General features: G+C 48.0%; 8 protein-coding genes. All 8 read left to right on the top strand.

From position 1 onward, the window contains the following. Window positions 1-242: 242 nt before the first annotated feature. Entirely contained in the window at window positions 243-6,668 is a 6,426-nt protein-coding gene (locus TERTU_RS19525) for a type I polyketide synthase (RefSeq protein ID WP_015818634.1), read from the top strand. A gap of 187 nt (window positions 6,669-6,855) precedes the next feature. After that, entirely contained in the window at window positions 6,856-7,296 is a 441-nt protein-coding gene (locus TERTU_RS19520) for a PaaI family thioesterase (RefSeq protein WP_015817914.1), read from the top strand. A 33-nt stretch (window positions 7,297-7,329) separates the two neighbouring features. Next, the gene (locus TERTU_RS19515; protein WP_015818520.1) at window positions 7,330-8,115 is read left to right on the top strand and encodes a thioesterase II family protein; all 786 of its coding nucleotides are present in this window, start codon (window positions 7,330-7,332) and stop codon (window positions 8,113-8,115) included. Window positions 8,116-8,147: 32 nt separating this feature from the next. Continuing rightward, window positions 8,148-10,040 carry a GH3 auxin-responsive promoter family protein gene (locus tag TERTU_RS19510; protein WP_015820464.1) on the top strand — a complete coding sequence of 631 codons (1,893 nt, stop codon included), beginning with the start codon at window positions 8,148-8,150 and terminating at the stop codon, window positions 10,038-10,040. 15 nt (window positions 10,041-10,055) lie between these two features. Next, entirely contained in the window at window positions 10,056-11,174 is a 1,119-nt protein-coding gene (locus tag TERTU_RS19505) for an alpha/beta fold hydrolase (protein ID WP_015818979.1), read from the top strand. Next, the gene (locus TERTU_RS19500) at window positions 11,171-12,367 is read left to right on the top strand and encodes a mandelate racemase/muconate lactonizing enzyme family protein (protein ID WP_015817719.1); all 1,197 of its coding nucleotides are present in this window, start codon (window positions 11,171-11,173) and stop codon (window positions 12,365-12,367) included. Before TERTU_RS19505 ends, TERTU_RS19500 begins: the two co-directional genes overlap by 4 nt. A gap of 194 nt (window positions 12,368-12,561) precedes the next feature. Then, on the top strand, window positions 12,562-13,233 hold the full coding sequence (locus TERTU_RS19495; RefSeq protein WP_015820257.1) for a response regulator transcription factor: 672 nt from the start codon (window positions 12,562-12,564) through the stop codon (window positions 13,231-13,233). Next, a complete protein-coding gene (locus TERTU_RS19490) occupies window positions 13,230-14,570 on the top strand; it encodes a sensor histidine kinase (RefSeq protein ID WP_015818108.1) in 1,341 nt (446 codons plus the stop codon). The genes TERTU_RS19495 and TERTU_RS19490 overlap by 4 nt, the downstream gene beginning before the upstream one ends. The last annotated feature ends 427 nt before the right edge of the window (window positions 14,571-14,997 follow it).

Raw genomic sequence — 14,997 nt, 5'->3', positions numbered from 1 at the left:
GTATCGGTAAGTCCCTAGTTTTTAAGATGCTTAAATTCGTGGCAACACTTTTCGTTGTCCATTTCCAAGTTGCAAATCCAAATCGTTAGTGGTGAAAAGCAGTTGTGATGCTATGTGGCACAGCGTTTGAGTAGAAAATTGGTGACCACAGGATTCGTAAGCAATAGATTGTTTTTTTGCAGGTAACCTTTGGAGTTGTTTGTCTTAAACCAGACTTTTAAGCAGTGGCAAAGGAATTTTGTATGGACCAGAAAATGCCTGGCATCGCCTCAGAAGATGCTAACGTGAAGAATACGACCTTAAGTAACGGCGCGACAGAAATCGCGATTATCGGCATGGGATGTCGATTTCCCAAAGACATCACCAACCCAGATAACTTTTGGGACAGTCTGTTAAATGGCGTTGACGGTATTTCCGATGTACCGCAAAAGCGTTGGGATGTTAGAAAATTTTATGACGAAGACAAATCCAAGCCGGGTAAAATGTATACCAAGCAGGCAGGTTTTCTCAGTCAGGACCTTGAAGAATACGACCCGCTGTTTTTTGGCATATCGCCACGGGAGGCTGATGTCATCGACCCGATGCAGCGCTTGCTGATGGAGGTCGCCTGGGAAGCTGTGGAACATGCTGGGCTAACTGCAGAAAAACTAAAAGCCGTTAAGACCGGCGTTTTTGTCGGCGGCTTTGCACTGGACAACAAAGTTATTCAATTGGATTACGATAACCGCAGTATCATCAATCCTACCTCAGCCGTGGGCATAACACTGGCGCTGCTATCCAACCGATTGTCCTACGTGTTTGATTTGACCGGGCCGAGCCTGTCGATAGATACCGCATGTTCCAGTTCTATGGTGGCAACCCACTATGCTATTCAGAGTATGCGCAACGGCGATTGTGAAATGGCAATGGTTGGCGGCGCCAATACTATGCTCACGCCAGGGTACCCCGTGGCAATGTGCAAAGGCCAGTTCTTATCGCACCACGCTCGATGCAAGGCGTTCTCAAACGATGCGGCCGGTTACGTGCGTGCCGAAGGTGCAGGGATTCTCATTTTAAAACCCCTTGAAAAAGCAAAAGCAGACGGTGACGTAATTCACGCAGTAATAATTGAATCTGGCGTTAATCAGGATGGTGGCCAAACTAACGGTATTTCGCTGCCTAACCCCGTCGCTCAGGAAGCGCTTATTAAAGAGGTCTACGCACGCGCCGGTGTGTCTCCCAAAGCGCTGAGCTACATGGAGGCGCATGGCACAGGCACGAAAGCGGGCGATCCTATCGAATTAAAAGCAATTACGCGCGCGATGGGTGATCGCGCTATCGAAGATACCTGCTACGTGGGTTCGGTAAAGTCCAACATCGGGCATATGGAGGCCTGTTCAGCCGTTGCAGGCATTATGAAAGCTGCGCTTACGGCGAAGAATAAGCGCATTCCTCCCAACCTGCATTTCAATACGCCCAACGAAGCGATCCCCTTTGATGAAATTCCATTAAAAGTACCCACCGCATGTATCGAACTCGATAAAGACCGTGAACATTTTGTTGGCGTCAACTCTTTTGGTTATGGCGGTACCAATGGGCACGTACTTTTGCGTTCTCCCAAAGCAGATGAAGTGATTCCTTTTAAAGCAAAGACCGACAAGGAAGGCAATTATCTGGTGCCAATTTCAGCGAAGAGCACCGCGGCGCTGGCAGATTTAGCGAAGCGATACGCGTTATTCCTGCAGCAGGATATGGCCGGTGCGAACCAATATGTGATGGAAGATATTATTTATTCACTGGCAGAGCGACGCACCCAACACCCTTATCGCCTGGTATTCCGCGTCGCCAGTAAAAATGCGTTATTGCAGGCACTCCTTGACTACGCAGATGGCAAAATCAGCGAAGACATGGTGGAGGGCAAATCGCTCAGTGGCAGCGACAAAAAAACCTGCTTTGTATTTTCTGGGATGGGCCCGCAGTGGTGGAAAATGGGGCAAGAACTCTACAAAACCGAGCCGGTATATCGCGATGAAGTAGATAAGATTGACAGTGTGTTCAAGGACATCATCGGATGGTCGATTCTCGAAGAAATGATGAAAGACGAAGAATCGTCAGAGATGGAGATGACTACCATAGCGCAGCCTGCCAACTTTGTTATACAGGCAGGCTTAACTAAGCTATGGCAAACCTGGGGTGTCGAACCTGATTGCGTGATCGGACACAGCGTGGGCGAAGTGAGTTCTGCCTATGTCTCCGGGGCCATAAGCCTTGAAGAAGCGGTAGTCGTAAGTGCCAAGCGCAGCGCTCAACAAAAACGTTGTGCCGGAATGGGCGGTGCAATGCTTGCGGTCGGACTTTCCGAAGCAGATGCGCTAAAACGTATCGCGGATTGTAAAGCCGTGAGCATCGCGGCGATTAATTCCTATTCTGCGGTGACGCTCTCGGGTGATGTGAAAGAGCTGGAAACTGTCGCAGCTGTGTTGTCTGATGAAGGCGTGTTTAACCGATTCCTGAAAGTGGATATTGCCTATCACTCTGCGCAAATGGATCCGGTACTGGACGATCTGAAGGCCGACCTTGCCGACCTTCAGCCGAAAGAAACCCTATTGCCTCTATATTCAACTGTAACCGGCAAGCTGATCGATGGCAAAGCAATCGACGCACAGTATTGGGCGGATAACGTACGCGATCCGGTACGATTTGTACAAGGCATCGAAGCGGTTTTAGAAAGCGGCGAATATCATTTTATTGAAGTTGGCCCACATCCGGTGCTGCGCAACTCCGTTAAAGAATGTCTTGATGCACGCGGTGTGAGTAACTCGGCGATCGTGAGTACGCTCAATCGCAAAATGCCGGAGCAAGCGCATTTTTATCAAGCGGTTGCGTCTTTCCATACCTCAGGCGGAAAGATTGCCTGGCATAATTTTTTCGCCAACGGAGGCCAGTTTATTCCTTTGCCGCTATACCCTTGGCAGCGTGAGCACTACTGGCATGAAACTGAGATTTCCATCGAGAAGAGAATTGGGCGTTCTGGCTACGTCTATTTGAACGAGTTGGTACGCTCACCCATTCCGGCATGGAAGATGGAAGTTAACAAATACATGATTCCTTACTTGGAAGATCACCAGGTGGAAAAAATGGTGGTGTTCCCGGGGGCTGGCTACATCGATATTGCACTCGCCCTGCACGAGGAACAGTTTAAAGAACTGTCCTGTTCCCTCGAGAACGTTAAAATTCTCAAGATGCTAGCGGTTCAGCCAGGGCAAGTACCTGTAATCCAGTCATCTATCGACCCGGAAAGCCGCGAATTCCGTATTTACAGCCGTGATCAAAGTTCGGAAGTTGCTAACTGGATGCTGCATGCATCTGGCAGTGTTAACCCGGGAACTATCCGATCAGAAGCCGCGAGTCTCGATATAAAGACACTGCGCGAAGAAATGCATAAAGAGCTCGATGTTGCCACATTTTATAGTGAACTCGATGAGCGCGGACTTTCTTACGGCCACTATTTCCAGCCTATCCGAAAAATTTCTCGCAGCAGCCATTCCGTACTGGCCGAGATTGAGCCGGTTATGGAAGTACTGGCGGGAGCCAAAGACTACCTGTTACACCCAACTATTCTCGATGCGAGTTTCCAGTCGCTTATCGCGCTGCTTGACTCGGACCAACCCTACGTTCCCGTCAGTTTCGAACGTATGGACTTTTTCCGTTCACCGCGCCGAAGCTGCCTGAGCTACGGCAAAATTACGCATCGCGACGAACGCGCTATCACCTGTGATATTCAATTGCTTGATGAAATGGGCAACGTACTGGTGGATATTCGCAACCTGGTGTGCAATGCCATTGGCGCAGGCTCCGATGCCGATACTGCCATGGAGAAGTGGTTGTATGAATTCGAGTGGAATGAGGCGGAGAGTGCGGCGAGTGAAACGAATTTGAGTTCGGATTTACAGGTGTTGCTGCTGGCCAAAGATGATGCGCTGTCATCTGCCATCGTGACTAAACTGGATGAACTCGGAATCAACTATGCGTTGTTTACCGAGGCAGGCGCCTACAAAAAAACCGGTATCAATAAAGTTACGGTGAATCCAGGAGACGAGAGTCAACTGAAAAAAGCCTTGGGTGTTATTAACTATATGTCGATAAACCGGGTAATCGATTTGTGGAGTAGCGACGTGCTGAGTGAGTCGGACTGCACCACAGGAAATACGACCGTTCATGCAATGAAAATGCGCAATATGTTGAGCGCTATGGACGGCCAAACCCAGCAGATGGATTGGATTAAGGTTACCCGCGCAGCCCAATCGATGCCAAGTAAACTGGGTGCACAAAATATTGCTATATCGCCGGTGCTAGGTCTTGGCCCAATCGTCGTGAACGAGTTTAACCATATTCTCTGCCGCATGGTGGATCTCGATTATCCGGGAGACGTCGCGGTGGAAGCGCAAATGCTTATCACAGAGTTGGGTGATGAAAATCGGGAAAGCGAAGTGGTGTACCGGAGCGGAAACAGATTCCTGCGCCGCGTTAAACGCTACGAAGCTGATACCGAATCTACCGATAAAGTTAGCCTGGAAAGCACTGCTCCATTGCTGGCCAAACCCGCAACCGCTGCCAGCGAAGAAGCGTTCGAATTTTTCGAAACCGATCGCTTAGCCGTAACGGATGATGCAGTTGAAGTCGCAGTGAGTCAGGTGTCGCTTGATGAAGGTAACATTCTTTACAGCGAAATCCCCGGCGAAGCCAAGTTAACTTACAGTTGCTGCGGCAAGGTGGTTAACGCCGGGCCCGCCAGTAGTTATCGAATCGGCGATGAGGTGTTTGCATTGAACACCGACGGTCTGTTGAGCAATTATTTGACCCTTGGCGAAGGTGCATTGGTTGCAAAGCCCAACGGCAGCTATGTCAATCTAATGGCTTTTACCTGTGCGTTTTACAGTTTGCGCAAGTTGGCGAATATTAGCGTGGGTGAGAGTGTGTTAATCCATGACGCAGATACCGATTTCGGATATGCGGCCGCTGCGATTGCTTCGGCAATGGGGGCGCAAGTTTATGTTACCACTGGGCAGGATTACAAAAATCTAAGTACTATTTTCAGCGCTCTGAATGTCGTCGCTGCAATGGATAAAAATTCATTGGACTTCGTCGATGAATTGCACGGCTACACAGCCGGCAAGGGCGTTGATCTGGTATTAAACTGCGCCTCAGGGGACGTGCGCGAAAAAGGCTTCTCCGTATTGGCCGCCTGCGGTCGAATGATCGATATCGCCACCAAGGCAAATCTTAATCAACGCAAAGTTCCTGCACATGTCTCGGCGCTAAATTACCAATACAGCTCGGTGCACTTTGGAACTTGGATTACGCTGCAGCCGGCAATGGTTCGCCTGTGTGCGAAGGAAGTGGTGTCATGGCTACAAGATGCCGATATTCCTGCTAAGCCGTTGGTCAACTTCTCCGCTGGTGAATTGAGCTCTGCGCTGGAAAAAATGGAGGAAATGCATTCGCGCGATCACGAAGCGCAGGTTACGCTAACCTTCACTGACCAGAAGCTGGACGCGCGAATTACCAAAATGCGCAGCTGGCTTGCGCCGCAGGCAAGCTACGTTATCTCTGGTGGTACCAAAGGCTTTGGTCTGACAGTCGCCGAACAGCTGGCAGCCTATGGCGCGAAACAAGTGGTATTGCTGAGTCGTAGCGGTGCGAATTCAGAAGAAGCAACCAGCGCGATAAAGCGTATCGAAGCCTTCGGATGTAAAGTAGCTGTTGAAGCCGTCGACATCGCCGATACTGCAGCGGTTACCGCCACCGTTAAAAAATTCGATACACCTGAACTTCCGATTAAAGGTGTTTTCCATTGCGCCGGTGTACTCGATGACGGCCCGCTACTGGCGATGGATGAAGAACGGTTTACCCGTGTTATAGAACCGAAAATGGCGGGAGCATGGAATCTACACCACGCAACGTTGAACCTGGCACATTCGGAAATTGAACTGTTTGTGCTCTTCTCGTCCGTATCTTCAATGATGGGTAACCCACAACAGGCCAACTACGTTGTGGCTAATTCCTTCTTTGATAATTTCGCCTACTATCGCCGCGCTCAAGATTTACCTTCAACCGTTATCAACTGGGGTGCACTGGCGGAAACTGGCATGGTCGCTCGCAGCAAAGGGGTGAAGGACATTCTGCAAAGCCAGGGCATTTACGGCTTGAGCAATGCCTATGCACTGCAGCAAATGGACAACGCGTTGGAGAAACGAGTGACTCAGGTCGGCATTCTGGATATTGAATGGGAAAGCTGGTTTGGTACCAATGTCAATTCGGAAAACTCCAGCCGATATGAGCACCTGATCGAAACATTGGATCGCAATGGCGATGATGAAGCGGCCAACGCATTTATTCAATCACTCACAGGATTGACCTCTCCAGAACGGGTGACCGCGGTAGAGAATGCCATTAAGCAAGAGATATCCTCACTCTTACGCATTCCATTTGACCAGATTGATGCCGGTAACAGCCTGTCCAATATTGGTGTCGATTCGATCGTCACCAGTGAGCTGAGCAATCGATTGAAAAAGGAATATTGTATGAATGTAAATACCATGATGTTGCTCAACAGTTCCTCAATAGCGCAGTTGGCGAATCAGATTACCAACACTGATTTTGCACCGCAGGTAGCTGAAGCCGCCTAGCGCGTCGCACGGCCCGTGGGGGCGGGCTGTGCATTTTCCCACTATGACTAATCCACTTCGGTTTAATCGCCGGAGGAAATGCTTGCACGCTGCTGCGAATTAAAACGCGCAGTTTGCGGGCACAACTTAAACCAGAACTTTATCCATTGTTTTTTTTAAGGCTCGTGAGAGTACGAAGGAGTGTGACATGACGATTGCAGAAATGAATGGTTTCCAATTAATGCAAGCAATGGCCAAGCGAGAAATTCCGCTGCCAAATATCGCGAAACTAATGCCTATGCTGGACGGTACCGTTGGCCGTGGCGAAATGACAATACGAGTGCAGGCGAATTCTGACCACCTGAACAGTCAGGGTGCAGTACATGGCGGTTTTGCATCAACGGTTATGGATACAGCGATGGCGTGTGCAATACATACCATGCTCGATTCAAAATCGGGTGTGTGCACCGTGGATCTCAGCATTAAATATGTACGCCCAATACCTGTGGATGTGGACCTGTTTGCCGAAGGCAAGGTCGACGATATGACCACCACTATCGGGTTCGCCAGTGGCCGTTTGTATGACGAAGAAGGCAATGTGTATGTAACTGCATCGGCCTCGTGCATGCTGATTAAACAGAGCCACTAACCACGTCATTTTTACACGAGCGAGGGAAAGACTATGCGCGAACTACTTAGGGAATCAGAGCTTACTGGTGCTGAACTGGAAGCAGCGCAGTCACCGTGGTTGAAATTACTGCGCAAGCAGCCTCAACCAGCGTGCCGCCTTATTTGCTTCGCGCATATTGGCGGTTCAGCCAGCGTGTTTCGCCGCTGGCCGGAATTCGTCAACAACAACGCTGATATCTATGCACTTCAACTGCCTGGCCGGGAGGAGCGGCGCGATGAGCCTGTGTACAGCTCGATGCAGGCTGTTGTCGGCGAGCTGATACCCCTGGTGTTGCAGGATTCAACGCCGGTGGTTTTATTCGGACATAGCTTTGGCAGCGTGTTGGCCTTTTCCCTGGCCAGTCGACTTACTGAACGTGGAGCCGCCGTTGCTGGGCTGGTGGTGTCCGCAAAAACAGCTCCACATCTTAACCAACGCAAAAAGCGCTCGGAACTCTCCGATAAACAATTACTCGCGGATATTCGCAACATGGGTGGGACGCCGGAATCGATTCTGGGAGATCCGCTTATGGTGAAACAGATCATGCGGGTGATGCGAGGTGATTTTTCGATTCTGGAGAGCTACGAAGAGAGCCTGCACCTGACCAGTCTAAAGTGCCCAATAGTCGCAATTGAGGCGGAATACGATCATTTGATTTCTGGTAAGGGTATCGATGCATGGTGTGAGTATACCCAGGCCGGGTTTAGTAAAAAAATTATTGCCGGTGGCCATTTTTATATCAATGACCATCCGCAGGAATTGTTTGATGTCGTGAATTCGCTTCTTGAGCAGGTGTGATACTCGTTCATCCTTTTTTGGAGACTCGTACAATGGAAAAAGAATCTGTATTAGCCGCTGGTGGTCGCATGCCGGAACCTGCGGAAACTCAACTCCCGAAAGGCTTTTCCGCTAGCTATATTATCGGTCGATTGTTTAATCGGGTTGGGATTGTTGTTAAATCGACAATTATTGCGCTCGTTATCTTTTTTATGGAAGTCGCACGATTGCCTGCTGCTTTTAAGAAGGGTAATGCTTCGGGGTTTTTCAAGCGCTATATGCAAGCCACCGGATTCGTGCTTGGTGGCGAATCCTTGATGGCGCGGATGATGTATAACTCGAAACATCCACGTGAAGTGCAGCTACAACTCCTGCGCCGGGTGATAAGTGACAATGCGGAAACGAAGTACGGAAAAACCCATGGTTTTGACAAAATTACCTCGGTAGAGAAATACCGCAACAGCGTACCGGTGAACGGTTATAACGATCTCGAACCTTATATTGATGAGCACCTCAAGGGCGGAGCTGACGTTCTGGTACGAGGTAAACCCTGCTATTACGCTACCACTAGCGGTTCAACCGGGCGGCCGAAGTTTATTCCTGTTACCCGCACCATGGAGAAAGAAGCACACGAAGGCAGTGCACGCTTGTGGTCTTACACGCTCTATAAAAACGAACCGCGCGCGTATTCAGGTAATATCATCGTAATTGTATCGCCTGCGGTTGAAGGCTATACCGAAGCGAAGGTGCCGTACGGCTCTATCTCGGGGCAGTACATCAAAAATCTGAACGAGAATATTCGTTCCAAATATACCATTCCTTATGAGTTGTACGAGGTAAAGGATTACGAAGCCCGTTACTACTGCATGTTACTTTTGGGTATCGCTGATGAAGATACCAGTATGCTTTCCTCCACTAACCCCTCGACGCTCAGTCTGCTCGCCGAGAAAGGCGAACAGTTTAAAGACGCGATATTGGCGGATATCCGAGCGGGATCGCTAGCGGCATCCTGCAATGTGAACGATGAAATTCGAGCGCTGGTGAATGCCAAACTAAAACCCAACCCTGAACGTGCTGATTATCTGAAATCCTGCTACGAGAACGATCCTGAAGGCATGTTACGACCGATTCACTACTGGAAAAAACTTGTAGTAATCGCCTGCTGGACCGGTGGTAACTCCAAGGTTTTTCTGAACCGGATGAAAAAATGGTACGGGGACGTACAAATTAAAGATCTAGGGTATCTGGCTTCGGAAATTCGTGGTTCGGTACCACTGAATATCAATAGCAGCGAAGGCATGTTAACTATCGATGAAAACTTCTTTGAGTTTGTGAAAGAAGGTACCAACCCGCATCACAACGACAATTATTTAATGGTCGACCAACTGGAGGTGGGTGAACGATATCGTTTGTATTTCACCAATCGGGGCGGTCTCTATCGCTACGACATTAACGATATTGTAGAAGTGAAAGGCTTCGTTAATGGCGTTCCCACCATTGATTTTGTGCAAAAGGGCAAAGGCGTTACTAACATCACTGGTGAAAAAATCTACGAGCAGCAAATGTTGGGCGTAGTAGAAAAAGCGTCCCGCAATCAGAATTTGCATGTGCTGTATTTCCAGGCCCAAGCCCGCATAGAAGAAAGTCGGTACGACTTATTCTGTGAATTCGAAGGCGATAACGTGACTGAAGACCAGCTACAGAGCTTTCTTGGCGATGTAGAAATCTTTATGAAAGAAACCAATCTCGAGTACCGAACAAAGCGGGATTCACTGCGGCTGGCACCTTTCCAGCTACATGTTCTCGGAGAAAATTCTTTCGAGAAATTCCGCAAGTGGCGTGTCGCGAATGGGGTGCGAGAAGCACAAATTAAGAACGTACCCCTTTCCGACGATATCAGCCTCACAGAACCATTGGAAATCAAAAAGACCTACGCGCTTGCGTAAAACAGGGAGTAAGGAATGATCGTGTTAAAAAAATTGCTGTTGGTTAGCCTGTTTTTCGTTGCGGCGGTTCAATCCGCCGTAGCAAATACTTTTGATAAATATAATGTAACGGGGGAAGCGTATAGCTTTACACAGCAAGACCAATCGGTCTTTTGGCAAGGCGGTGTGGTAACTCTGTTGGATCGCGGTTTGTCATTAAACCGGTTTCCGCCAAAGGCTAAGTTCGCCGAGTACGAAGTCAGTTATATGAAATGGACGCCGAGCTATAGCAACGGGCAAAGCATCATATATATGCACGGTTTTCAGAGCCATGCAGGCTGGTTTTATGAATCTGCAGAAAAGCTGGCGATTTTAGGCTATACCGTTTATGCGTTTGATCGTATCGGTTCTGGTCGTTCGTCGCGCGGAGTTTCAGTTCTGCCCGCGACAGAGACTATGCCACCTGAAATGCTTCGCGGTAAAGGGCATATCAATAGCTGGCAAGGGTTCACGCAAACAATCCAGCTGCTCACTAAAATCGCGCAAGCGGAAAATCCGACAAACGCGATAAATCTATGGGCAAACAGTTTTGCAGCGAATTTGCTTACCGCTTATTTGATGGAATACTCGCCAACGAATATTGCATCTGTGGTGTATACTTCGCCGGGGTTCTTTTCAAAACTACCCTTGCCCTTCCCTGTGGAGGAACTCATTGGTGCTGCTCCAGGAACCTATTTTCCTTCGACTATTCCCGAATTGGATGGCGATAAGGGGGCATACCTATTTACCTCTGACCCTCATTACAGTCGCGATATAGCCCGTGACCAACTGGCGTTGCGTACAGTGACAAAAGAGTTTTATTTCAATGTCGTAGGGGTGCAAAATTTTCACTTTGAAGCAACCGCGGTTGCACCTCAAGGGCTTACCCAATATAAGCGTTTCTATTTGGTCGTGGATGGAGACCCGATGATGGACACAGCGCAAACAGTGAGTTATGTCACCCAGTATTCGGAGAACTCGGTGCTTAAACTCTATAGTGGCGGTGTTGATCACAGGCATTTTCTGGCTTTTACCGACGATGCCGATATCGTAATCGACGATATTGATTTATTTCTTTCTGGCGAACCCGTTCCCGGTAGTGAGGTACTCCCGTGATCATAACTGCGCTGGCTCTGCACGAAACTACTATTCCATTCCGCTTGGCATTTAATCATACGACTAAAAGCCGTTCTGAAGTGGAAGGTATCATTCTTGAGGTTCACACAAATTCGGGGGCCGTTGGGTTTGGTGAGGCATTGCCGCGCAAATATGTTACTGGTGAAACTCATACTTCTGTCATCAAACATGCGACAAAAACAGTGTTACCGCGCCTGTTAGGTATGGAGTTTTCGAGTATCGAGGAAATAGCAATCTGGTTTGAAAATTTCCACAATATATTCGAATCAATCGATCCGAAGGAGCAGTGCATTAAGACCTTGGTTGAAATCGCTGTACTTGACGCTTTTGGCCGCGATACAGAAAAACCGCTAATAGATTTGATGGGGGGAGCTTTCCCCGATTCAATGACCTATAGCGGTGTTATTAGTGCGGGCAAACCCGAGCATGTAAAAAAGTTTGTAGATGCATTTCAGGCGATGGGTGTAACCGAGTATAAAGTTAAAGTCGGTGCGGACGATTGGGCGGTTGACGAGGCGATAATTTCAACGCTGCGAAACGCTTGTGGTCCAGAAATTGACATCCGAGCAGATGCAAACGAAGCCTGGGATCTGGACCTGGCCACTCAGCGGTTGGGGCAACTGGCTGATTTGGGCGTAACGTCCTGCGAGCAACCCATGCCAGCCAGCTTAAAGCAGTCATATCCAGCACTAGTGAGTCGTGTAGAAGGCAGGATAGGCGTATGCATTGATGAGTCACTTTGCACGCTAGATGACGCGAAATGGTTTATTGCTAATTCTGGCGCCACGATTTTTAATCTTCGTGTATCAAAAAATGGCGGCATTATGAATACGCTCAAATTGGGCCGAATGGCGCATGAGCATGGGATTAAGTGTCAGATTGGTTCCCAAGTGGGCGAAACCTCAATCCTGAGTCGCGCTGCGCAAATTGTCTCCGCCTGCCTCGGGGATGTCATTCACCACGAGGGAGCTTTTGGCACAATGCTACTGGAATTTGACCTTTGTGACAGGCCGATAAACTTTGGGCAATATGGAAAATACAGGCCAAACACAATCGACGGGCCGGGTCTTGGTATCGACGTATCAACTGAAAATTTGCAAAAAATGCTCTCGAGTATCTCTTGGGAGTCCCGGTTGAGTGAGCAAAGCCAGGCGCATGCACTTAGCCTGTGACCTAGGCACTCGTCAAAACGGCGCGTAAATTCTCTTCCTCCCCATCGCTATAGGCGATAATTTCGGCAGATTTTCATCTGCCGATTTTTTTTGGGGGGCTCCGTTCAACGCATGCTTTGTCACCGGTATGTTACCCTCACGTTTCTAGAATCGGTCCTTAGCCTTTCGTCACATTAGAGTTTAGGGAGAACACCATGAGAATTCTTGTCGTTGAAGACGCGAGGGCCATTGCGCAAAGTATTACTGAGTATCTTAATCTTTTCGGTTACACCTGCGACTACGCCTACGACGGGCTAGCGGGCCTGCAACTTGCGACTCAAAACGAATACGACATTTTTGTGCTTGATGTGGCCATGCCGAGACTGAACGGTCTGGACCTGTGCGCAAGATTAAAAGATAGCGCTGATAATAATCCTGGCATTATATTTCTTACCGCTCGCGATACATTGGAAGATAAATTAGCGGGCTTTGCTCGTGGTTGTGACGATTATCTGGTCAAACCATTTAAACTTGAAGAATTAAAAGCGCGTATAGAAGCTGTACATCAGCGGCGAGCGCACTCTGTCGCCAAAGCGTTAAAGCTTGGCCCTCTCGAAGTCAATTTAAATACCTGCGAAGTTTTTCGTGAATCCAAACTTATTCCGCTGACCAAAAATTGCTACAAACTTTTAGTCGTGTTATTGAAAAACGCACCTGCAGTCGTCAGTCGTGAAACCCTGACTCATGAATTGTGGGCAGACGACTTTCCCGATAGCGACTCTCTAAAAAGTCACATATATCGCCTTCGCCAGGAAATCGACAAGCCGTTCGGTACACCGTTAATACACACGGTGCAGGGTAAGGGATTCAGGATGGCGGAGATATGAATATTGGTAAAAGCCTGCGCTTTAGGATTATTGCCGGGTATGTGATTTTTACATTAGCTACAACTATTTGTTATTCGCTCGGCGCGCTGACGGTTTTAAAGATAAGCGACGACGAACTCTTTAACTGGTATATCGCCGGTGTCGCGGAAGACGAGTATTATCGCTACCGCGACGCTTCCGATATTCGAAAAGAAGAGATACTCGCACAGAGTAGACAGATTATCGTTGGTACAGACGACGATGTCATTCATCGAATATTCCAGATTAGCGCTGATGAACCCCTTCCGGAAAAATTTGAAAGTTACATAAGTCATACATCCCGCGGTAGTGGCGGTCGTCAACAAATTTTTGAGCTTGACGACGGCAGTTCGAAATACCACATGGTACGCATTCCGTTTTCCAGTAATCTTGGTGAAACTCGCGCTTATTTTTACTATGTCGTAGACGTTAGCGCATACAATAAATTTGATGTCTACGCTGTGCAGGGCACATATTTCGGCCTGCTATTAATGCTACTTATATTTTTGATTGTGTCTTCGATACTGGGCGCGATTATTTCCCGCCGAGTCATAAAGCCACTCACTCAGCTTACACGTGATGTGATGAAAGCGGATGTCGGGCAAAATATCGGAAGCTACTATCGTGATGAAGTCGGAACGCTAGCAGAAACTATTAACGATATGATGACGCGGATCATGAGCTTTGTTGAGCGTGAAAAGGCGTTTTCACGAGATGTGAGTCACGAACTCAGAACCCCGATTACCAGTAGCCAAGTATCATTGGATTTGGCGCTGAGTATGGATGAATCTCGCGATCCGAAGTTACGCCGTGTGCTGGAGCGAATATGTGACGCTAACCGCGACATGATGCATTTAATAGAGACTTTCATGTTGATTGGACGAGAGAGTATTCCAAGTGATGCGGTCAGCGCGACCAATCTTAGTTCGGTCGTACGCGACTCTATTACACGTAATACTTACCTTATTAGCGAAAAATCCCTCGAGGTGCTTAATCTCGTTGATGAATCTGTCACCGTAAAACAACCGCGAAAATTACTTGATGTCGTTGTCGATAATATTTTACGCAACGCATTTCAGTATACGGACCAGGGTAATGTCACTGTGCGCGCGAACGAAGAGTTTATTTCTGTCGCAGACACAGGCAGAGGGTTTGAGCAAACCGCATTGGAACGCCTTTTGGTTCCTTATGAAACGTTTCACGGTGAAGGTATTGGTCTGGGAATGAATATTATAAAGCGTATATGTAAAATAACAGGATGGAGGTTGGATGTAAGAAGCGAATGCGGTGTGGGAACGCTGCTAATTCTCCATTTTTAATTCTTACTCTACTATCCCATTTTCGTGTAGTGTCTCTACGTTCTATGCGGCCCCGATAAAAATCGTGAATAATCTCTAAAATTTTATTTGGATGATTTTTGCAGTTTCTCTATTGATGTTGAATTTTTGTATCTTCACCTCACAATCCATTTCTTGTAAATTTCGCTGACCCTGGGCGGGCGTTGCATGTGGGTGGATCTGCTTTGACTGTTTAGTTTCTTCGATACGTATTGTTCAACTTTCCTGTTTGCAATGTCTAGTTCGATATTAGCTTTTTTATAAATAAATCTTATTGATTTATTCTGGCGTATTGCTTGAGGCTAGGGTGTATTGGTTTTGCTACACGGCCCGGGGAAAGCATTTGCAAAAAGTATTAAGTCAGAAGTAAAAAGGTTGCTAAGTGAAATATGTTACACCGCTGGGTGAT

The organism is Teredinibacter turnerae T7901 (assembly GCF_000023025.1).
GTDB lineage: Bacteria > Pseudomonadota > Gammaproteobacteria > Pseudomonadales > Cellvibrionaceae > Teredinibacter > Teredinibacter turnerae_B.
This window is presented reverse-complemented; position numbering and strand designations above follow the sequence as displayed.

Excerpts from the sequence above, each read along its gene's own strand:
- TERTU_RS19510 (WP_015820464.1), top strand. The coding sequence starts at position 8,148 with ATGGAAAAAGAATCTGTATTAGCCGCTGGTGGTCGCATGCCGGAACCT.
- TERTU_RS19495 (WP_015820257.1), top strand. The coding sequence starts at position 12,562 with ATGAGAATTCTTGTCGTTGAAGACGCGAGGGCCATTGCGCAAAGTATT.
- TERTU_RS19525 (WP_015818634.1), top strand. The coding sequence starts at position 243 with ATGGACCAGAAAATGCCTGGCATCGCCTCAGAAGATGCTAACGTGAAG.
- TERTU_RS19490 (WP_015818108.1), top strand. The coding sequence starts at position 13,230 with ATGAATATTGGTAAAAGCCTGCGCTTTAGGATTATTGCCGGGTATGTG.
- TERTU_RS19515 (WP_015818520.1), top strand. The coding sequence starts at position 7,330 with ATGCGCGAACTACTTAGGGAATCAGAGCTTACTGGTGCTGAACTGGAA.
- TERTU_RS19505 (WP_015818979.1), top strand. The coding sequence starts at position 10,056 with ATGATCGTGTTAAAAAAATTGCTGTTGGTTAGCCTGTTTTTCGTTGCG.
- TERTU_RS19520 (WP_015817914.1), top strand. The coding sequence starts at position 6,856 with ATGACGATTGCAGAAATGAATGGTTTCCAATTAATGCAAGCAATGGCC.